The following is a 19,026-nucleotide window of genomic DNA, read 5'->3' on the forward strand; positions in this document are numbered from 1 at the left end:
TGCGATCTTTTGCCAGAGACACCGGTGGACATCGGCGCTTTCTTGCACGGTTTGACGTGGCTGAAAGACCGGAGCATCTCGCCTGTAACAGTGCGTGATCGTCGCGTGCTGAAGGTCACGACGGCGTCAGATCGTCGGGCCGATTCGCTCAGGAGACGCCCTTGCCCCTTTCCGCCACACCCGGACTCCATCCGGCGCCGACCGCCCATTCCGGCCTCGTCGCCTGGGTCGAGCAGATCGCCGCCCTGACCAAGCCCGCCCGCGTCCACTGGTGCGATGGGTCGCAAGAGGAGAAGGCGGCCATAACCGCCGACCTGCTGGCCAAGGGCACACTGAAGGCGCTGGATCAGGACAAGCGGCCGGGCTGCTATTACGCCGCGTCCGACCCTCGCGACGTGGCGCGGGTCGAGAGCCGGACCTTCATCTGTTCGGACGACGAGGCCGACGCCGGTCCCACAAACAACTGGGCCGATCCGATCGAGATGCGAGCGCGCCTGGACGGGCTGTTCGATGGCTGCATGGAGGGGCGGACGATGTATGTCGTGCCCTTCTGCATGGGGCCGCTGGGATCGGCCATCAGCGCCCTGGGTGTCGAGATCACCGACAGCGGCTATGTCGCCCTGTCGATGGGGGTGATGACCCGCATGGGCAAGCCGGCGCTGGACCAGTTGGGCGACAGGTGTGTGTTCGTGCCCGCCGTCCATACGCTGGGCGCACCGTTGGTCGAAGGGCAGGCTGACGTGCCCTGGCCCTGCAACGACGACAAGTGGATCGTGCATTTCCCCGAGACGCGGGAAATCTGGTCCTATGGCTCGGGCTATGGCGGCAACGCCCTGCTGGGCAAGAAATGCTACGCCCTGCGCATCGCCTCAATCATGGCCCGCGACGAGGGGTGGCTGGCCGAGCACATGCTGATCCTGAAGCTGACCGATCCGAAGGGGCGCGCGAAATATGTGGCCGCCGCCTTCCCGAGCGCCTGCGGCAAGACCAACCTGGCCATGCTGCAACCCAGCCTGCCGGGCTGGAAGGCCGAGACCATCGGCGACGATATCGCCTGGATGCGGTTCGGCGAGGACGGGCGGCTATACGCCGTGAACCCCGAGGCCGGCTTCTTCGGCGTCGCGCCGGGCACCAGCCGCAACACCAACCACAATGCGCTGGAGACCCTGGCGACCAACACCATCTTCACCAACACCGCCCTGACGCAGGACGGCGACGTATGGTGGGAAGGGCTGACCAAGGAGGCTCCGCAGGGCCTGACGAACTGGAAGGGCCAGCCGCATGATCCGGCGTCCGGTGAACCGGCGGCCCACCCCAACGCCCGCTTCGCCGCCCCGGCCAGCCAGTGCCCGGCCATCGCGCCGGAATGGGAGGATCCCAACGGGGTGCCCATCGACGCCATCCTGTTCGGCGGTCGGCGGGCCAGCGCCGTGCCTCTGGTGACCGAGGCGTTCGATTGGGAACACGGCGTCTTCATGGGTTCCACCGTGGCGTCCGAAGGCACGGCGGCGGCCGAGAACAAGGTCGGGGAACTGCGCCGCGATCCCTTCGCCATGCTGCCCTTCTGCGGTTACAACATGGGCGACTATTTCGCCCACTGGCTGAAGATGGGGCAGGGGCGCGACGCGTCGAAACTGCCGCGCATCTTCTTCGTCAACTGGTTCAGGAAGGATCAGGACGGCCGGTTCGTCTGGCCCGGGTTCGGCGACAATGCGCGCGTGCTAAAGTGGATCAGCGAACGGATCGACGGCGAGGCCGAGGCGGTGGACACGGCGGTTGGTCGCGTGCCGTCCGTCGCGGCGCTGGACCTGTCGGGCCTGGACCTGACGCCGGCGCAACTCTCGATCCTGCTGGATGTCGATGCGGGCGTCTGGGTCGAGGAGGCGGCGCTCATCCCGGAATTCTATCGCCAGTTCGGAGACCGTCTGCCGACCGCCCTGTGGGACCAGCATACGGCCCTGGTCGCGCGCCTGGACGATGCGGGCGCGGCCTCAATGGCGGCGGAATAGGCTGAAGGCGCCTTGCAATAGAGGCGTCGCGGGTCGATCAGACGGCCCGTGATGTCTTCCTCTCTCATCGTGATCGTCGGCGCCGGCGTGCTGGGCCTTTGCACTGCGTTCGAACTGCATCGGCGCGGCCGGGCGGTGGTGGTGGTCGATCCGCGGGAGGTGAACGCCTCCCTGATCGCGGCGGGGATGATCGCCCCGGCGATGGAATCGGCCATCGACGACGTGTCGCCCGATCATGCCCGGCTGTTCCGGGCGGGGCGCGACCTGTGGCCCGAGTTCGCGGTGGCTGCGGGGATCAACCTGGCGCATCGACCGGCCGAATGGCGTGGCGGCGACGTGGAGGGGATGTATGCGCGACTGCATGCGCTGGGCTTCGACGCCCGGCGCGAGGGTGACCGTGTCACGACCGACGAGGATTATCAGATCGATCCCGCACAAGCGCTGGCGGCGCTGAGGCAGGCGCTGGGCGAGGCCGTCATCATGGGGCGGGTGACGGGGATCGCCCGAATCGACCACGGCTGGCGGGTATCTGTCGGTGACCGGACTTTGGACGCCGAGGCGGTGGTGCTGGCGACCGGGGCAAGCGAGGCTGTCGCGGGTTTGCCTGAGCCCGCGCGGGGTCTGATCGACGCTATCCAGCCGATCCGAGGACAGATTGGTGTCACGGCCAGAAATCTGGTGGCTAATGTCGTGCGCGGGCCGGGGGCTTATGTCGCGCCGATGGCTTCGGGGGCGGTGATCGGGGCGACGATGGAGCCGGGGCGGCGAGACACCGCGCCGGATGCGGAGACGTCAAAACGTCTGACGGAGGCGGCTTGGCGCGTGCTGGATCGGATGCCCGAACCGCTGCACATCGACTGGCGGGCGGGCGTGCGCGGCGCGACGGCGGACGGTCTGCCGCTGGCAGGCGCTGCGCCGGACGAGCTGGGTCTGTTCATGGCCTTGGCGCCGCGTCGGAATGGCTGGCTGCTGGGGCCGCTGGTGGGCGCGGTTGTCGCCGATGCGATCGAGGGGCGGGCGGCCTCGACGGAAGCCCGCGCCCTCGATCCTGGTCGGTTCTAGCCCGCCATCGCGAAGCGGACGGTGAAGTTGACCGTCGCCCCATCGACAGGGCGGCCATCGACCGTGCGCGGGTTCATGCGGAAGTCGCGCGTTAGGCTCTGGGCCGCACGACCGAAGCCCTGGCCGCTCGGCGTTTCGCCCACGACACGACATCCGGTCAGGCCGCCATCCACCCGAACCATACAACTGAGGCTGGCGGAACCCGGCGTGCCGTTTTCCGCCGCGCGGGTGGGATAGGCGCGCGCCATCTGCGCCGGCGACGGGCGGCTGGCCCAGGTGGGGTTGTTGATCACAGAGGGCGGGCGCGGCGGCGTTTCCACCGTCGCCGTGCCGCCTTCGACGCCGGTGGGCGCCGTGCTGACGATCACCTGTCCGGGCGGCGCCGTATTGGTCGGGTTATCCGGCGGGGTCAGGGCGAGCGTCGGCACATCGGCGGGCACGGTCAGCGCCGGCTTGTGGATCGGCGTCGGCGGGGCCGCCGTGACCGTGGGCGGAAGCGGCTTGGGCTTGGGCGGCGTCTGGAAGAAGACATCAATGGGCTTGTCGGGCTCGGCGGGTTGCGTCATCCCGCTCAACTCGAACCGCTGATTATACAGCGCCACCCCCGCCGCGACGTGCAGAACGACCGAGACGCCGATGGCGCCCAGCATCCAGCGCGGGATGGGTTTCTTGCGTTCCCCGAAGTCGATGGGGCTGATCAAGCCGGGGCCACCGGCGGCACGGATCATCATAACTTCACTCCCTCGTTCACCGCCCCCGCAGCGCCCGTAACTGCAAGTTGAGCGCGCAGGTTGTGGCGGCTTTGCGGCGGAGGTTTCGGGGTTCGACCAATGTCGATCCGTTAACGGCGGCGTTAAGAATTAAGGGTTGGTTAACTACGTTCGCCGACCATCCGCACATGGGCATCGGAGCGATTCCATCGACAGGCGGGGTAGAGGCGGCCATTCGGCGCGCGTCGAACGCCGTGGGCGTGGACTACGACTTTCTGATCAAGACGGCACGTCGCGAGAGCGCGATGAACCCGTCCGCCAAGGCGCCTACGTCTTCGGCGGCCGGCCTGTTCCAGTTCATCGAACAGACCTGGCTCGGCACCGTCAAACAGCACGGCGCCCAGCACGGCTATGGCCAGTACGCCGACCTGATCCATCGTGGATCGGACGGGCGCTGGCGGGTGGAGGGTTCGGCGCGCAACGTTGTGCTGGACCTGAGGTTCGACCCGCATGCCGCCTCAACCATGGCGGCCGAACTGACGGCCTCGAACGCGGCCTATCTGCGGGGGCGCACAGGCAAGGAGCCGGGGGCCGGAGATCTGTATGCCGCCCACTTCTTGGGTCCGGCGGGGGCGGCGGGCCTGATGCAGGCGATGGATCGCAATCCGGGCGCCAGCGCCGTCGCCATGTTCCCCGAGGCCGCGCGGGCCAACCGCAGCATCTTCTACCGCAGCGGCCGCCCCGCCACCGTCGCCGAAGTTCACGCCAATCTGCAGCGCACGGCAGGCGAGGGCGCGCCGGCGGCCGGGACGGGCGAAACCAAATATTCTGTCCCCAATCTAAGCGACAAGGATCAGATGCTGGCGGCGCGGATGGATCGGCTGAAGCAGGATCAGGGGCTGCTGGCCCTGCTGCTTGGTCAGGACGGATCCTCCAGCAGTGGTTTCGGCGGCGCTTTCTCGCCGAATGGCAAACAATCGACCTGAGTCGTTGCATTGCAACCGATGGTAAACCAGCCGTTAAGCATGGCAGTCTCATTCTGGGATCCACGCCCGATTCCATGACGAGCCGTCCATGACCGCCTTCCGCGCACGCCTCACAGAAGTGGACATTCGACGCCTCATCAAGGCGACGGACGACGATGAGCGGGCCGAGGCGGCGCACAAGCTGTGCCGCAACATGGAACGCGCCGAGCTGGACGAGGACGACCGGGCCGCGGCGCAAAAAATCCTGCGCCTGCTGGCCAATGACGCGGCCGAACTGGTGCGACGCGCCATGGCCGTCACGCTGAAGGCGTCGGACCTGATCCCCCACGATGTGGCGCGCAAGCTGGCCGGCGATCTGGACAGCATCGCCCTGCCGATCATCGCCGCCTCTCCGGCCTTCAGCGACGAGGATCTGATCGAGATCGTGCGCGCCGGCTCTGTGGTGCGTCAGGTCGCGGTGGCGGGACGGTCGCGTGTTTCGCGCGATGTCGCGACCGTGCTGGCCGAGGAAGGCTGCGAACAGGCGGTTCGCACCGTGGCAGCCAACGACAACGCCGACCTGTCAGAAGCCGCGCTGGCGGCCGTGGTCGATCGCTTCGCCGAGGCGCCAGAGGTATTGACGGCCGTGGCCTATCGCCAGGTCCTGCCGATGAGCGTGACTGAGCGCCTGATCCAGCTGGCCAGCGATGCGGTACGCGAGCATCTGATCAGCCGCCACGCCGTCGCGCCGGAAACCGCCATCCGTCTGGCTCAATATGCGCGCGAGCGCACGACCGTCGATCTGGTCGATCAGGCTGCCGTCAGTTCGGATCTGGCCGCTTTCATGACCCATCTGAACGCGCGTCGCGTTCTGAACGCCTCGCTGCTGTTGCGCGGGTTGGCGCGCGGTCAGATGGCGATGTTCGAACACGGCCTGGCCGAACTGGCCAACACGCCCCATCACCGCGCCTGGCTTATGGTACATGACGCGGGGCCGCTGGGGCTGAAGGCCATCTATGACCGGGCGGGCTTGCCGCCGCGCCTGTTCCAGGCCTTCCGCGCCGGGGTCGATACCTGGAGGACGCTGGCGTCCGAGGGGATCGACACGTCCAGCGCCTACTTCCGCGAGCAGATGCTGGAGCGGTTCCTGACCCAGCGCCCCAATGTCCAGCGAGACGACCTGGCCTATCTGATGGAACGGCTGGATCAGTCGCCGTCTCCGGCGCTGTCCGCCGCCAACGCCGCATAAAAAGAGGCCCGCCATTCGGCGGGCCTTTCGCATCATGGCTGAGGGGGGACGTTTCAGCCTGCGAGATGGTCTGCGACGCGCGCTTCCAGGGTTTCGGCCAGGGCGCGGCCGGTGGGGTGTTCGTCTGTCTTGATCTGGTCGCGGACCACGGCGCGGATGGCGTCGATGTGGGCGTCCAGCACGACGACCGGCGCGGTCATGCGGCGGTCCGCGTCATCCAGCATCTTGCAAAGCGAACCGGCGATGCGCGTCACCAGCGGGTATTCGTAGGTCGTTCCCAGACCCTTCAGGTCATGGGCGCGGAAATACAGGGCTTCGGCGGTGGTCGGATTGTAGCCCTGTTCGCGAATGTCGGCTTGGGCCTTGTCCAGCTTGACGATTTCGTCGTTCAGCCACTGGCCGAACTGGGCCGACATGGCCTTCAACGCCTCTTCGGCGCGGGCGATGGCGTCTGCATTGATGCCGAAACCGCCGCCGACCTTCATGCGCAGGGCGTTCGTCGGGGGGGTGATTTGCGCCGGATTGCTCATGGCGGGCTCCATAGGACTTTGAAGGCAAGGTACGGGATCGGGCTTAAGAACCCGTGACCGGATCAGTTGGCGAACTGTTCGGCCATCACGCGTTCGTCGAACGAGCGTCCGGCGTCGAACAGCATGGTCAGGCTGAGGTCACGCCGTTCGCGCACCTCGACGCGGGCGACGCGCCTGACCTCGAAGTTGTCGGCGGTGGCCGAAACGGGCCGTTTGTCGGCCTCCAGAACCTCGAACCGCACCTTGGCGCCATGCGACAACAGGGCGCCGCGCCAGCGACGGGGCCGAAACGCGCTGATCGGCGTCAGGGCCAGGATGCGGGCGTCCAGCGGAATGATCGGGCCATGCGCCGAAAGGTTATAGGCGGTCGATCCCGCCGGCGTCGCCACCAGGCAGCCGTCACAGGACAGTTCTTCCAGCCGCACGCGGTCGTCGACCGTGATCCGCAGCTTTGCGCTCTGGCGCGTCTGACGCAGCAGCGAGACCTCGTTGATGGCCAGGCCGGTATGGACCTCGCCGCTCTCGGTCCAGGCATCCATCTGCAGCGGATGGATGACGGTGCGTTCGGCGGCGGCGATTCGCTCCAGCAGGCCGTCCTCCTCATAGTCGTTCATCAGGAAGCCGACCGAACCGCGGTTCATGCCGTAAACGGGGGTGCGTCCGCGCAGATTGCCATGCAGCGTCTCAAGCATCTGGCCGTCGCCGCCCAAGGCGACGATAACGTCCGCCTGGGCCTCGGGCACTGCGCCATAACGCGCGATCAGGGCCTTGCGCGCCTCCTGGGCTTCAGGCCGGTCGCTGGCGACGAAGGCCAAGGATGGCGAGGCCGGAATGGGAGAGGATCGAGGCTGGGTCACGGCGGGACGTGAGCCGAGCTTGACGGCGAAGTCAAACGATCGCGGGCTTTTCCATTATCTGGCGGAAGGCGCGCGAGGCGGAATGGGCGTTCATCGGCGTCGCCGTCCAGCCGCCGTCGGCAGGCAAACCGCCTGACAGCTTGCGCACCTCGACCAGCAATGAGGCGAAGACCGCCTTGTCCACGCCTACGGCGATACAGGCCAGATAGAGGGGTTCGGCGGTCGGGGCGCGCACGGCTTGATGCACCTGTGCGTCGCTGAAACCGCCCAAGGCCGCCAGGGCTTGTTCGAACAGTTCGAACCTCTGCTCGCGCAGCGCTCTGATCAGCAGGCCGGGACGTAGCTGACCGGCGGCCTGAAGCTTGTCGACGAGGCGGCGCTCCATCTCGCTGCGTTCGCGTTCCTCGACCAGCCGACTGGTCGGGGCCACGCGCCACTCGGGACTGCCCACGGCCTTGGCGGCGGCCTGCTGGACGGCGGCGTTCAACTGGGCGTCGTCGATGCGGAAGCGTTCGCCGATCGACTGGCGCAGGGCCTGGCCGACCCATTGGTAGAGCTGCTGGGCCAGTTGTTCGTTCAAGCGGGGGTGACGCGTCAGAGGCGCGCGCAGGCCGGCGACGCGCCGCGAATGATCGACCAGCTTTCGCATGGCGTCTTCGCTGATGTCCGCCGAACGATTCGACGCCAGGGCCGTCATGGTCACGGCCTCGCCCCGGTCGATGATCATGTCCGCCACGGGCCGGGACAGCTGGGGCCGGCGCGCAACGGCGATCTGATGCTCCAGCGTCGCCTCGATCAGCAGCCGGATCAGATCGGTGTCCTTCAGCAGCGGGCTGGAGGTAATGACCGGGCGAGCGATCTCGATCTCGTCCAGCGCCAGCATGTTGATCAGGGCGGGCGGCGCCCAGTCGACGCCGGCGATTCGCTCGGACAAAGCCAGGCGAATGTCCCGCTCGGCCTGGGCGGCCAGGGTCAGGAAGATGTCGCTGAGCAGCGGGCCGACCTCAGCCGGCGGGCGCGTCGCTTCGCAAAGGGATGTGACCTTCAGCAGCAGCCGTTGACGGTCTTCCGCCGAGCGGCTTTGCGCCAGGGTCAGAAGTTGGGAAACGGTCCGGTCGTCCCAGGCGTCGCGGGGCGGCTCCAATTGAACGACAGACACAGCGGCTCCCCGAACCGACGACGATGCTTAACCATAAGGCGCGGTCGTGAAGACGGCGTTAAGCAAAGCTAACGGCCGCCTGATGACGTCGCGTCAACATCGGTCATGGCGGCTTGACGGCGCACGCGGGCAGGGCGACGGGTTCTCAAAGCCCGTTCAGAGGCAGGAGGAAACCATGGCGGACGGAACGAGTCCCTCGATCAAATCGCGCGTGTCCGAGGCCGAATGGCAGGTCCGCGTCGAGCTGGCGGCCCTGTATCGGCTGGTCGCTTTGCACGGTTGGGACGACATGATCTTCACCCATATCTCGGCGCGTGTGCCGGGGCCCGAGCATCATTTCCTGATCAATCCCTACGGCTTCTATTTCGACGAAATCACGGCCTCGTCGCTGGTGAAGGTCGATCTGGAAGGGAATATCGTCCAGGACACGACCCACTTCATCAATCCGGCGGGCTTCACCATCCACTCCGCCGTCCACGCCGCGCGCGACGACGCCAAGTTCGTCATCCACCTGCACACGGTCAACGGCGTCGGCGTGGCGGCTCAGGCCGAAGGTTTGCTGCCGATCAGCCAGAACGCGTGTTTACTACAGTATCAGGTTGCGTATCATGGGTACGAGGGGTTGGCCCTGAACCATGACGAACGCGAACGTCTGGTAGCCGACCTGGGGGACAAACCGCTGATGCTGCTGCGAAACCACGGCACGCTGGCGGTCGGGGAAACGGCGGCTCAGGCATGGATCGGCATCTTCTTTCTGGAGAGGGCCTGCGCGCAGCAGGTCGCGGCTCTGTCGGGCGGGCGTCAGCACATCCTGCTGGCCCCCGACGAGGCGCAGGCGGAAACCAAGGAGCAGGGACGGGGCATCGGCTTCATCTCGGCCCTGGCCTGGCCGGGCGCCCTGCGTCAGCTGGATCGCAAGTCGCCGGGCTACGAAGCCTAGGTCTCGCCGGGGCTACGGCGGTGCTGGCGCTAGGTGCGCTGGCGCCCGTCCAGGCCTTCGCCGGCGCCTGGGTCCAGCCCAAGGGCAAGGGACAGGCGATCGTCAAATATGAGCGGCTGAGCGCCGACACCGGTTTCGACGCCTCTGGCGAGGAGCGCGACCTGCCGGGCGAACGGCGCGATGCGGCATTGGGTTTGTTCGCCGAATATGGCGCATCGGATCGTGTGACCCTGCAGTTGAAGGCCGACTGGCAGGACGGCGAGGACGCCTTCGTCGATTACAACGGGCGCGGCCCCATCGAGATCGGCGCGACCTGGCAGGTCTGGCGCGACGACCGCAACGCCGTCAGCCTGTACGGCGGTTATGCCCAGGCCGGGGAGGGGCGCAACGCCGGCTATGCTCAGCCGGGCGTGGGCGAACACGACTGGGAGGCGCGGGTGTCGGTCGGCCGATCCCTGGGCGAAATGGGCGCGCGCTGGGGCATGGACGGATCGTTCATCGAGCTTCAGGCCGCGCGGCGCCTGCGTGACGGCCTGCCGGACGAGACGCGCATCGACGCCACGGCGGGCGCTCGGATCGGCCGCGACTGGATGGTGCTGGGCCAGGCGTTCGGCGGGGCGGCGGACGGCGGGGCGCGCTGGCTGTCGCTGGAAACCTCGGTGGTGCGCGATTTCGGGGGCTGGAGCGTGCAGGCCGGATGGAGACAAACCGTCGCAGGCCGAGAGGCCGCAATCGCCCGTGGGCCTGTCCTGGCGGTGTGGCGTCGTTTTTAGGGAAGATTTCTGCGACGGAAAATGTGATCCGCCACGTTACTGATACGTAACATTGCGCGCACTTCATTACCCGGTAATGCATGCGGCGTCCCCCTGACCGAGAGACCCCCGCGTGATCAAACGTCACTTCTTCCTCATCGCCGCAGCCGTTCTGCTGGGGCTGATGGTCATCGCCGCCATCGTCAAGATCTCCATGGGAGACGAAAAGTCGGCCCAAGGGCCCGGCGCCGGCGGTGGGCGACGCGGCGGCCAGCAGGTGTCGCAGGCCGTCGTGGGCCAGCGTCAGTTCTCGGACCAGATCCGGGTGCTGGGCGTGGCGCGCGGGCAGCGGTCAGTGAACATCACCTCCTCGACCACCGAACTGATCACGCGCGTCCTGTTCGCCGACGGCCAGTTTGTCTCGGCCGGGGCGCCCCTGGTCGAGCTTCAGGCGCGCGAGGAAGACGCCGCCATCATCGAGGCCCGCGCCAACGTCAATCAGGCCCAGCGCGAATATGATCGCTACAAGGCCCTGGCCGACCGGGGCATTGCGCCACAGGTGATGCTGGAACAGGCCGAGACGGGGCTGGAGACGGCCCGCGCCTCACTTGAGGCCGCCCAGGCGCGGCGCGGCGATCGTGTCATCCGCGCGCCGTTCGCCGGCCGCATGGGCCTGACGACGGTCACGGCAGGCACGCTGATCAACCCGGGCGCCGTGATCGCGACGCTGGACGACACCTCGACCATCCGCGTCGATTTCCCCCTGCCGGAACGCTACCTGAACCTGCTTCAGCCGGGCGCCCAGCTGACGGCGACGGCGGACGCCTATGGCGACGAACCCTTCCAGGGCCGGATCGCCCTGATCGACACCCGCGTCAACGAGACCACCCGCGCCGCCACGGCCCGGGCCGAGTTCGCCAATCCCGGCGGTCGCATCCGCCCCGGCATGCTGCTGCGCGTCGTGGTCCAGCAGGGCCAGCGCCAGGCGGCGGCGGCCCCGGAATCCGCCGTGCAATATGAGGGCGCCGGCGCCTTCGTCTATCGTATTGCGCCCGGCCAGAACGGCTCGACCGCCCAGCGGGTCGAGGTCGAGGCCGGCGCCGTCGAGAACGGCTTCGTCGAAATCCTGTCGGGCATCGAGCCGGGTGACCGCATCGTCGGCTCGGGCCTGAACCGCATCCAGCCGGGGGCGCCGGTCAGCGTCGCGGGCGCAGATCGCAAGTCGTCTGCCGACCGCAAGTCGGGCGCCGCCCAATGATGCTGTCCGACGTTTCGGTTCGGCGGCCCGTCTTCGCGGCCGTCGCCGCCATCGTGCTGTGCGTGATCGGCGCGGCGGCCTTCTTCTTCCTGCCGGTGCGCGAACTGCCGGACGTCGATCCGCCCATCGTCTCGGTCAACACCAGCTATGCCGGGGCCTCGGCCGAGGTGATCGAGAGCCGGATCACCGAGCCGGTCGAACAGCAGATCGCCGGCATCCAGGGCGTCGAGCGCATCAATTCGACCAGCCGCGACGGCCGTTCGAACGTGAACATCGAGTTCTCGCTGGACCGCAACATCGACGACGCCGCCAACGACGTGCGCGACCGCGTCAGTCGCGTTGTCGGCCGCCTGCCGGACCAGGCCGACCCGCCGGAAGTGGCCAAGGCCGATTCCGACAGCCAGCCGATCATCATCGTCTTCCTGCGCTCGACCAGCATGAACCGGCTTCAGCTGACCGATTACGCCGACCGCTATCTGGTCGACCGGATGGCGACCGTGCCCGGCGTGGCTCAGGTCAACATCTATGGCGAGCAGCGCTATTCGATGCGGATCTGGCTGGATTCCGCCGCCCTGGCGGCGCGCGGGTTGACGGTCAACGACGTCGAGACAGCCCTGACCAACCAGAACGTCGAACTGCCCGCCGGTTCGCTGGAATCGACGGACAAGGACTACACCGTGCGGGTGGCCCGCACCTACGCCCTGCCGGAAGACTTCCGACAGTTGCCTATCGGTACTCGCGGTTCGGCCTCGGCCTCGGCGTCCGTCGCCACGGGGACGGGCAGCGGCTCGTCGGCCATCATCCAGGGCCAGCCGACCTACGTCACCCGTTTGGGCGACGTCGCCCGAGTCGAGGAGGCGCCGGAAGAGGATCGCCGCCTGTTCCGCGGCAACGGCATGGACCAGATCGGCTTGGCCGTGACCCGTCAGGCCCAGTCCAACGACCTGGCCATTTCCGACGGCGTCCATGAGATGATCGACGAAATCCGGCCGACCCTGCCGCCGGGCGTGACCATCGAGATCGGGTCCGACAACTCGGTCTTCACCTCGCACGCCATCGACGAGGTCTGGATCACCATCGGCATTTCCATGGCCCTGGTGGCCCTAGTCAACTTCATCTTCCTGGGCAGTCTGCGGGCGGCGCTGATCCCGTCCATCGTGGCGCCCATCTGCCTGTTGGCGACCTTCATCGTCCTGGCGCCTCTGGGCTTCTCGCTCAACCTGTTGACTCTGCTGGCCCTGGTTCTGGCCATCGGCCTGGTGGTGGATGACGCCATCGTCGTGGTCGAGAATATCCAGCGTCGTCTGGACCTGGGCGAGCCGCCCCTGGTCGCGGCGGAACGCGGCGCGCGTCAGGTCTTCTTCGCCGTCGTGGCGACGACCATCGTACTGCTGTCGGTTTTCGCGCCCCTGCTGTTCCTGCCGGGATATGTCGGGCGGCTGTTCGTGGAACTGGCGGCGGCCATCGCGGCCGCCGTGGCCTTCTCCGCCTTCCTGGCGCTCAGCCTGTCGCCGATGCTGGCGTCAAAGATTCTGAAGCCAGCACACGGCGGCGGTTGGGTCGCGCGTCGGGTGGACTGGGGCATGGATCGGCTGAAGCGCTCCTATGCGCGATCGCTGGACATGATGTTAGGCCGGCGGATCGCCGTGATCGGCGTCGGCGCCCTGATCCTGCTGGTGGCGGCGGGTGCGGGCGGCATCTTCCTGACCCTGCCCAACGAACTGGTGCCGGACGAGGACCGCGGCCGGGTGACGGTGCGCGTCGCCGGCCCCGAAGGCGCCGGTTTCGACTATACCCGCAAGATCATGCTGGGGCTGGAACCCCTGCTGGCCGAATACAAGGCGAACGGCGAGGCCGACAGCTATCTGGTCTCCGCGCCGGGCTTTGGCGGCGGCAGCTTCAACTCCGGCAACGCCGTCCTGACCCTGGCCGACTGGTCCATGCGCGACCGGACGGCGGCCGAGATCGCCCAGGAACTGAACGGCAAGCTGCGCGGGCAGACGGACGCCCAGGTCAACGCCTCGACTCCCGGCGCCTTCCAGCGCGGGGGCGGCAACTCCAACTCCATCGAGCTGATCGCGACGGGCACCGACTACCAGCAGATCTACAACTGGCTTCAACCCATGTTGGCGGCCGCCCAAGCTAATCCCGGCTTCTCGCGTCCGCGCCTGAACTATGAGCCGAACTCGCCGCGCCTGCTGGTCGATGTCGATCCCCAGAAGGCGGCGGCGCTGGGCGTGTCGTCCCAGTCCATCGGCCGCACGCTGGAAACGATGTTCGGGTCGCGTACCGCCACCACCTACATCAAGGGCGGCCAGGAGTATGACGTCATTCTGCAGACCGAGCGCGACAACCGGCGCGAGGTTGCTGACCTGGAGGCCCTGTATGTCGCGACCGGCGGCGGGCAACTGGTGCCGCTGTCGGCGGTGGTCACGACCAAGACCAGCGGCGACACGCCGGACCGTCGCCGTCTGGATCGCCAGCGGTCCATCTCGCTGCAGGCCGACCTGAACCCCGGCACGACCATTGACGACGCCATCCAGTTCCTCGGCGCCGAGGCGGCCAAACAGCCCCAGGGCGGTGTCGTCACCCAATGGGGCGGCGCGGCGCGCGACCAGCAGGAGGCGGGCGGAGCGGTGTTCGCGGCCTTCGGCCTGGCGCTGCTGCTGGTCTTCCTGGTGCTGGCGGCCCAGTTCGAGAGCTGGATCACCCCGGCGGTCATCATGCTGACGGTGCCGCTGGCGGCGGCGGGCGGGCTGTTCGGTCTGTTGATGGCCGGGTCCAGCCTGAACATCTACAGCCAGATCGGACTGATCATCCTGATCGGCGTCGCGGCCAAGAACGGCATTCTGATCGTCGAGTTCGCCAACCAGCTGCGCGACCAGGGCCGGTCGATTCGGGAAGCGATCATCGAGTCGTCGTCCTTGCGTCTTCGCCCGATCATCATGACCTCGATCGCCACCGCCTTCGGCGCCTTGCCGCTGGTGTTGTGGCAGGGTGCGGGCGCGGGCAGCCGTCAGACGATCGGCGTGGTGATCTTCACCGGCGCCATCTTCGCCACCGTCCTGACCCTGTTCGTGGTGCCTGTGATCTATGGCGTCCTGGCCCGCTTCACCAAGTCGCCGGAATGGACCTCGCGCAAGATCGAGGAATGGGAAGCCCAGGAAATGCGCGAAGGCGGACCCAAGGAACTGCCGGAAGGCTGATGGATCAGGAGGCGGGCGCAGGCTCCGGCTTGTAGCCCGTCTCCACCTTCAGGAAGGCGATGACATCGCGGCGATCCGTGGCGTCGGGCAGGCCGGGGAAGGTCATCTTGTTGCCGGGCAGGAAGGTGCGCGGGTTCTCCAGCCAGTGATCCAGCTTCTCCGCATCCCAGGTGAAGTCTGCAGTGCGCATGGCGTTGGAATAGTTGTAGCGCGGCCGATCCCCCGCCTTTCGCCCAAAAACGCCGTACAGGTTCGGCCCCGCCATGTCTGGGCCGCCTTCGCCGATGGTGTGGCAGGCGCGGCAGCGCGCGAACGCGCGGCGGCCGTTCTCCAGATCGCCAGCATTGTAAGGGGCGGGCAGGGAGGCCAGCAGTGTGGCCTTCTCCGTCTCCGTCAGGACATGAACGGGCTTGGTCGGGGCCGTCGACGACGGCTCGCCCTGACCACAGGCGGCCAAGGCGAGGATGGGGGCGAGAAGAAGCGGGGCGGCGAGGGCGAAACGGGTCATGGCGGCTCCTGTTCGGCCTGTGATAGCGCAATGCGTCGGCGCGGCAATTGGTCAAGCTGTCCTGCTGGACGCGGGGGGCTCGCACCTGATAATCAGTGTCAAAGAAACGCGGAGCCGCCGGGGAGCGGCCTCGCCCGTGCGAGCGTAAAATTGACTGACACCATCAAGCTGAGCCAGGCCCGACGCGGCGATCGCGGCGTCATCGTCCAGGTGGGCGCTCATTGTCACCATCAGGAAGGGGAGGTCGAGCTGGAACGCCGCCTGCTCGAACTGGGCTTCGTCGAGGGCGCGCAGATCGAACTGCTGCACGAAGGCCTGTTCGGTCAGGACCCCATCGCCATGAAGGTCGATGACATGCGCGTGGCCCTGCGCCGCCATGAAGCCGAGAGCCTGACGATCAAGCTGGATGCCGCCTGATGGACATCGCCCTGAAGACCGCTCGCGTCGCCTTGGTCGGCAATCCAAACAGCGGCAAGACGGCCCTGTTCAACGCCCTGACCGGCGCGCACCAGAAGGTCGCCAACTACGCCGGCGTCACGGTGGAGCGCAAGGAAGGCCTGATCCGCGCCGCCTCCGGCCGGACCATGTCCGTGCTGGACCTGCCCGGCACCTATTCCCTGCGCGCCCGCAGCCCGGACGAGGAGGTCACGCGCGACGCCGTCCTGGGGCGTCTGGCCGGAGAGACGCCGCCAGACGTGGTGGTCTGCGTCGCCGACGCCACCAACCTGCGCCTGGTCTTGCGGCTGATCCTGGAGCTGAAGGCGGTCGGCCGGCCCATGGTTCTGGCGCTGAACATGTACGACATCGCCCAGCGTCAGGGGCTGCGGATCGATCTGGAGAAGCTGGACGCCGAACTGGGCGTGCCGATCATCACCACGGTCGCCACGCGCAAGCGCGGCATCGATGATCTGATCGCCGCCATCGAAGACCGGGCCGCCGTCGCCGCCGTTTCGGAAAGCCAGTGGCATAGCCCCGACGCCGCCGAACTGCGCACCGCCGCGCGCGAGGCCGAGCGGATCATGAAGGCCTGTGTCCGCCCGCCCGAGCGGCCCGACACCCTGACCGGTAAGATCGATTCGATCCTGCTGCATCCGGTCGCCGGCTTGGTCATCCTGTTCACCCTGCTGTTCGTCATGTTCCAGGCCGTGTTCAGTTGGGCCGCGCCTTTGATGGACGGCATCGAGGCCGGCATCGGCTGGCTGGGCGGTCTGGTCGCTGCGGTCATTCCAGACGGCCTGCTGCAAAGCCTGATCGTGGACGGGATCATTTCCGGCGTCGGCAGCGTGTTGGTCTTCCTGCCGCAGATCCTGATCCTGTTCCTGTTCATCATCGCCCTGGAAGACTTCGGCTACATGGCCCGCGCGGCCTTCCTGATGGACAAGATCATGGGCGGGGCGGGGCTGCACGGCCGGGCCTTCATTCCTCTGTTGTCCAGCTTCGCCTGCGCCATTCCCGGCGTGATGGCGGCGCGGGTGATCGATTCGAAGCGCGACCGCCTGACCACTATCCTGGTCGCGCCGTTGATGACCTGCTCGGCGCGGATCCCGGTCTATACGCTGATCATCGCCGCCTTCATTCCCAATGAGACGGTCTGGGGCTTCGCCAATCTGCAGGCACTGGTGATGTTCGGCCTCTACGCCGCCGGCATCGTCAGCGCGCTTCTGGTGTCGCTGGTGATCCGCAAGGTGTTCTGGCGCGGCGCGGTCGAGCCCTTCATGATGGAGCTGCCGACCTACAAGGCACCGGACCTGAAGAGCGTAGGCTTCAACCTGTGGCTCCGGGCCAAGATATTCCTGAACCGTGCGGGGCGCATCATCCTGCCGGCCGTGATCATCCTGTGGGTGCTGGCGACCTTCCCCTATCCGCCCGAGAACGCGACCCTGCCGGCCATCGACTATTCGTTCGCCGGCATGCTGGGTCGGGCGCTGGAGCCGATCTTCGCCCCCATCGGCTTCAACTGGCAGATGGTCATCGCCCTGATCCCCGGCATGGCGGCGCGCGAGGTCGCCGTGGCGGCTTTGGCCACCACCTACGCGATCGCCGACACCGAGAACGCCACCGGTCTCCTGGCTTCGACCCTGTCGGCGCAATGGTCGCTGGCGACAGCTCTGTCCTTCCTGGCCTGGTACATTTTCGCGCCCCAGTGCGTGGCGACCCTGGGCGTGGTCAAGCGCGAGACCAACTCTTGGAAATGGACCTGGATCATGATCGGCTACATGTTCGGTCTGGCCTATCTGGCGTCGCTGGTGACCTATCATGTGGCGGTGGCGCTCGGGGGCGGGTAAGCCACAGGCGTTCGCCGCCGTCTGGACGTCTCGATGCACCCTGTGATCGCCGCCGCCGTCATGGGCGGGCTGGGCCTGATTTTCGGCAGTTTCATCGCCGCCGTCAGCGTGCGCCTGCCGCGTGACGAGGACATCGTCGTCGCCCGCTCGCGATGCCGGGGCTGCGACCAGCCCTTGCGGCCTTGGGAGCTGTTCCCGCTGTTCAGCTGGCTGGCCCTGCGCGGCCGGTGCGCGCGGTGTTCGACCCGCATTTCCCAGCGCTACCCCCTGATCGAGCTGGCCGCTGCCGCCATCGGCGTCTGGGCGGGCCTCAGCGGGGCCTCGTGGCTGATGGCGGGGGCGACGGCCGTCCTGGGCTGGCAACTGCTGCTGATCGCCATCATCGACGGCGAGAACTTCTGGCTGCCCGACATCCTGACCTGGCCTTTGGTCGCGACGGGATTGGCGGTGGCGGCCATGATCGGCTGGGATCTGGCCTTGTCGCATCTGATCGGGGCCGTGGTCGGGTTCGGCGGCCTGTGGCTGGTCGGCTGGCTTTATAAAGTGATCCGCAAGCGTGACGGCCTGGGCGGGGGCGATCCCTTCCTGTTTGCCGGGGCAGGGGCCTGGGTCGGCTGGATCGGTCTGCCCAGCGTGCTGCTGTGGGCCTGCGCGGTCGGGCTCAGTCTCGTGTTTGGAATGCTGGTGGTGCGTCGCACGGTCAGTGCAAGCGAGAAGCTGCCCTTCGGCGTCTTCCTGGCCGTGGGGATATGGCTGACCTGGCTCTACGGCCCGCTGGGGCTCTAACGCCCTGTCGTCAGCTTGACGATGATGATGGCCGCCGTGTCCAGAATGGCTTCCGGCGTATCCGCCCGCCGCAATAGGTCGAAACTGGCCGCTGTCGATTCCGCGATCGAGGCGATCTGGTACGAGGCCAGGCGCGGATTGTAATCCTTGGGGTGCAGACCGCTGGCGTGGGCCTGGGCCACGCGGCGTTCGATGGCCAAATGAAGACGGCGCAGCCGGCGCACCCGGCTTTCGACAAAGGCCACGTCGCCGTTGTCGGCCAGCATGTGCTCGACCCGCAGCACCTGGCCGTGGCTTCGCCAGATCGCCATAACGTCCAGAATGAAGGCGCGGGCGATGGCGAACGCCTTGTCCCCCGGCCAGTCGGCCTGGAAATGCGTCGCCAGACCCTGGAAATCGGTCGCCGCGACCTCGCACAGCGCCAGAACGGGCTCTTCGAGGGTCTTGAAATAGGTGTAGAAATTCGACGGCGACACGCCCGCCGCCAAGGCCAGGTCAGCGACTCGGATCTCGCCGTAATGCCGCTCATTCAACAGGCGTTGGGTCGCGTCGAGGATCGCCTGGCGGGTTCTCCCGCCGCGCGCACCGATCTTGTGGCCCAGCTTGTTGGTTGTGTCGGCCATATCCCCGATAGTCGCATAGAGATGGTGCCGGCTGCAGGAATCGAACCCGCGACATCCAGTTTACAAAACTGGCGCTCTACCAACTGAGCTAAGCCGGCCCGCGAGTGCGGTGTTGGCCCTTATGTCC

At 67.3% G+C, this 19,026-nt stretch carries 17 protein-coding genes and 1 tRNA gene; 11 read left to right on the plus strand and 7 right to left on the minus strand.

Annotation, left to right across the window (positions count from 1 at the left end; translation table 11 throughout):
• Positions 1-161: 161 nt before the first annotated feature.
• Both ACP693_RS09020 and ACP693_RS09025 read left to right on the plus strand, forming a co-directional pair.
• Positions 162-2,009 (plus strand): phosphoenolpyruvate carboxykinase (GTP), encoded by a 1,848-nt coding sequence (locus tag ACP693_RS09020; protein WP_426017430.1) that lies wholly within the window; start codon positions 162-164, stop codon positions 2,007-2,009.
• 51 nt (positions 2,010-2,060) lie between these two features.
• Positions 2,061-3,071, plus strand: coding sequence for an NAD(P)/FAD-dependent oxidoreductase (locus ACP693_RS09025; RefSeq protein WP_426017428.1), 1,011 nt, complete (start codon positions 2,061-2,063; stop codon positions 3,069-3,071).
• On the opposite strand, the gene ACP693_RS09030 is transcribed toward ACP693_RS09025, so the two are convergent.
• Positions 3,068-3,802: a TonB family protein gene (locus tag ACP693_RS09030; RefSeq protein ID WP_426017426.1), complete on the minus strand. Its 735-nt coding sequence runs from the start codon at positions 3,800-3,802 to the stop codon at positions 3,068-3,070. The two genes, ACP693_RS09025 and ACP693_RS09030, sit on opposite strands and share 4 nt — an antisense overlap.
• Positions 3,803-3,969: 167 nt before the next feature.
• Here ACP693_RS09030 and ACP693_RS09035 point away from each other — a divergent pair, with 167 nt between their 5' ends.
• A complete protein-coding gene (locus tag ACP693_RS09035; RefSeq protein ID WP_426017424.1) occupies positions 3,970-4,767 on the plus strand; it encodes a transglycosylase SLT domain-containing protein in 798 nt (265 codons plus the stop codon).
• Positions 4,768-4,855: 88 nt separating this feature from the next.
• On the plus strand, positions 4,856-5,995 hold the full coding sequence (locus ACP693_RS09040) for a DUF2336 domain-containing protein (RefSeq protein WP_426017422.1): 1,140 nt from the start codon (positions 4,856-4,858) through the stop codon (positions 5,993-5,995).
• Between the two features lie 53 nt (positions 5,996-6,048).
• Here the strand turns inward: ACP693_RS09040 and ACP693_RS09045 are convergent, their stop codons facing one another.
• The 3 genes from ACP693_RS09045 to ACP693_RS09055 form a co-directional block, all read right to left on the minus strand.
• Positions 6,049-6,525: an Hpt domain-containing protein gene (locus ACP693_RS09045; protein ID WP_167762575.1), complete on the minus strand. Its 477-nt coding sequence runs from the start codon at positions 6,523-6,525 to the stop codon at positions 6,049-6,051.
• 62 nt (positions 6,526-6,587) lie between these two features.
• Entirely contained in the window at positions 6,588-7,340 is a 753-nt protein-coding gene (locus ACP693_RS09050; protein ID WP_425983167.1) for an NAD kinase, read from the minus strand.
• Between the two features lie 73 nt (positions 7,341-7,413).
• Positions 7,414-8,541 (minus strand): DUF2336 domain-containing protein, encoded by a 1,128-nt coding sequence (locus ACP693_RS09055; RefSeq protein ID WP_426017421.1) that lies wholly within the window; start codon positions 8,539-8,541, stop codon positions 7,414-7,416.
• Between the two features lie 175 nt (positions 8,542-8,716).
• On the opposite strand from ACP693_RS09055, the gene ACP693_RS09060 reads away from it, so the two are divergent.
• From ACP693_RS09060 to ACP693_RS09075, 4 genes are all read left to right on the plus strand, one after another.
• Complete coding sequence (locus ACP693_RS09060; RefSeq protein ID WP_426017420.1) at positions 8,717-9,481, plus strand: class II aldolase/adducin family protein; 765 nt, start codon at positions 8,717-8,719, stop codon at positions 9,479-9,481.
• 20 nt (positions 9,482-9,501) lie between these two features.
• Positions 9,502-10,254, plus strand: a complete 753-nt coding sequence (locus ACP693_RS09065) for a hypothetical protein (protein ID WP_426017419.1) — start codon at positions 9,502-9,504, stop codon at positions 10,252-10,254.
• Positions 10,255-10,366: 112 nt separating this feature from the next.
• A complete protein-coding gene (locus ACP693_RS09070; protein ID WP_426017417.1) occupies positions 10,367-11,491 on the plus strand; it encodes an efflux RND transporter periplasmic adaptor subunit in 1,125 nt (374 codons plus the stop codon).
• The gene (locus ACP693_RS09075; RefSeq protein ID WP_426019593.1) at positions 11,491-14,697 is read left to right on the plus strand and encodes an efflux RND transporter permease subunit; all 3,207 of its coding nucleotides are present in this window, start codon (positions 11,491-11,493) and stop codon (positions 14,695-14,697) included. Before ACP693_RS09070 ends, ACP693_RS09075 begins: the two co-directional genes overlap by 1 nt.
• A gap of 4 nt (positions 14,698-14,701) precedes the next feature.
• On the opposite strand, the gene ACP693_RS09080 is transcribed toward ACP693_RS09075, so the two are convergent.
• Positions 14,702-15,205 (minus strand): c-type cytochrome, encoded by a 504-nt coding sequence (locus ACP693_RS09080; RefSeq protein ID WP_426017416.1) that lies wholly within the window; start codon positions 15,203-15,205, stop codon positions 14,702-14,704.
• 150 nt (positions 15,206-15,355) lie between these two features.
• Between ACP693_RS09080 and ACP693_RS09085 the strand changes: the two genes are divergently transcribed.
• The 3 genes from ACP693_RS09085 to ACP693_RS09095 are packed head-to-tail and all read left to right on the plus strand — an operon-like array spanning position 15,356 to position 18,276.
• Positions 15,356-15,622, plus strand: a complete 267-nt coding sequence (locus ACP693_RS09085) for a FeoA family protein (RefSeq protein WP_426017414.1) — start codon at positions 15,356-15,358, stop codon at positions 15,620-15,622.
• Complete coding sequence (feoB, locus tag ACP693_RS09090; protein ID WP_426017412.1) at positions 15,622-17,490, plus strand: ferrous iron transporter B; 1,869 nt, start codon at positions 15,622-15,624, stop codon at positions 17,488-17,490. Before ACP693_RS09085 ends, feoB begins: the two co-directional genes overlap by 1 nt.
• Before the next feature lie 33 nt (positions 17,491-17,523).
• Positions 17,524-18,276 carry a prepilin peptidase gene (locus ACP693_RS09095; RefSeq protein ID WP_426017410.1) on the plus strand — a complete coding sequence of 251 codons (753 nt, stop codon included), beginning with the start codon at positions 17,524-17,526 and terminating at the stop codon, positions 18,274-18,276.
• Here ACP693_RS09095 and ACP693_RS09100 read toward each other — a convergent pair.
• On the minus strand, positions 18,273-18,899 hold the full coding sequence (locus ACP693_RS09100; protein ID WP_426017408.1) for a TetR/AcrR family transcriptional regulator: 627 nt from the start codon (positions 18,897-18,899) through the stop codon (positions 18,273-18,275). The two genes, ACP693_RS09095 and ACP693_RS09100, sit on opposite strands and share 4 nt — an antisense overlap.
• 22 nt (positions 18,900-18,921) lie before the next feature.
• A tRNA-Thr gene (locus ACP693_RS09105) sits at positions 18,922-18,997 on the minus strand.
• Between the last annotated feature and the right edge of the window lie 29 nt (positions 18,998-19,026).

It is taken from the genome of Brevundimonas sp. TWP1-3 (genome assembly GCF_049896085.1).
In the GTDB taxonomy this organism is placed as follows: domain Bacteria; phylum Pseudomonadota; class Alphaproteobacteria; order Caulobacterales; family Caulobacteraceae; genus Brevundimonas.

Coding starts and splice junctions, on each gene's coding strand:
- ACP693_RS09025 (WP_426017428.1), top strand. CDS start 2,061: ATGTCTTCCTCTCTCATCGTGATCGTCGGCGCCGGCGTGCTGGGCCTT.
- ACP693_RS09030 (WP_426017426.1), bottom strand. CDS start 3,802: ATGATGATCCGTGCCGCCGGTGGCCCCGGCTTGATCAGCCCCATCGAC.
- ACP693_RS09035 (WP_426017424.1), top strand. CDS start 3,970: ATGGGCATCGGAGCGATTCCATCGACAGGCGGGGTAGAGGCGGCCATT.
- ACP693_RS09040 (WP_426017422.1), top strand. CDS start 4,856: ATGACCGCCTTCCGCGCACGCCTCACAGAAGTGGACATTCGACGCCTC.
- ACP693_RS09045 (WP_167762575.1), bottom strand. CDS start 6,525: ATGAGCAATCCGGCGCAAATCACCCCCCCGACGAACGCCCTGCGCATG.
- ACP693_RS09060 (WP_426017420.1), top strand. CDS start 8,717: ATGGCGGACGGAACGAGTCCCTCGATCAAATCGCGCGTGTCCGAGGCC.
- ACP693_RS09075 (WP_426019593.1), top strand. CDS start 11,491: ATGCTGTCCGACGTTTCGGTTCGGCGGCCCGTCTTCGCGGCCGTCGCC.
- ACP693_RS09080 (WP_426017416.1), bottom strand. CDS start 15,205: ATGACCCGTTTCGCCCTCGCCGCCCCGCTTCTTCTCGCCCCCATCCTC.
- feoB (WP_426017412.1), top strand. CDS start 15,622: ATGGACATCGCCCTGAAGACCGCTCGCGTCGCCTTGGTCGGCAATCCA.
- ACP693_RS09095 (WP_426017410.1), top strand. CDS start 17,524: ATGCACCCTGTGATCGCCGCCGCCGTCATGGGCGGGCTGGGCCTGATT.
- ACP693_RS09100 (WP_426017408.1), bottom strand. CDS start 18,899: ATGGCCGACACAACCAACAAGCTGGGCCACAAGATCGGTGCGCGCGGC.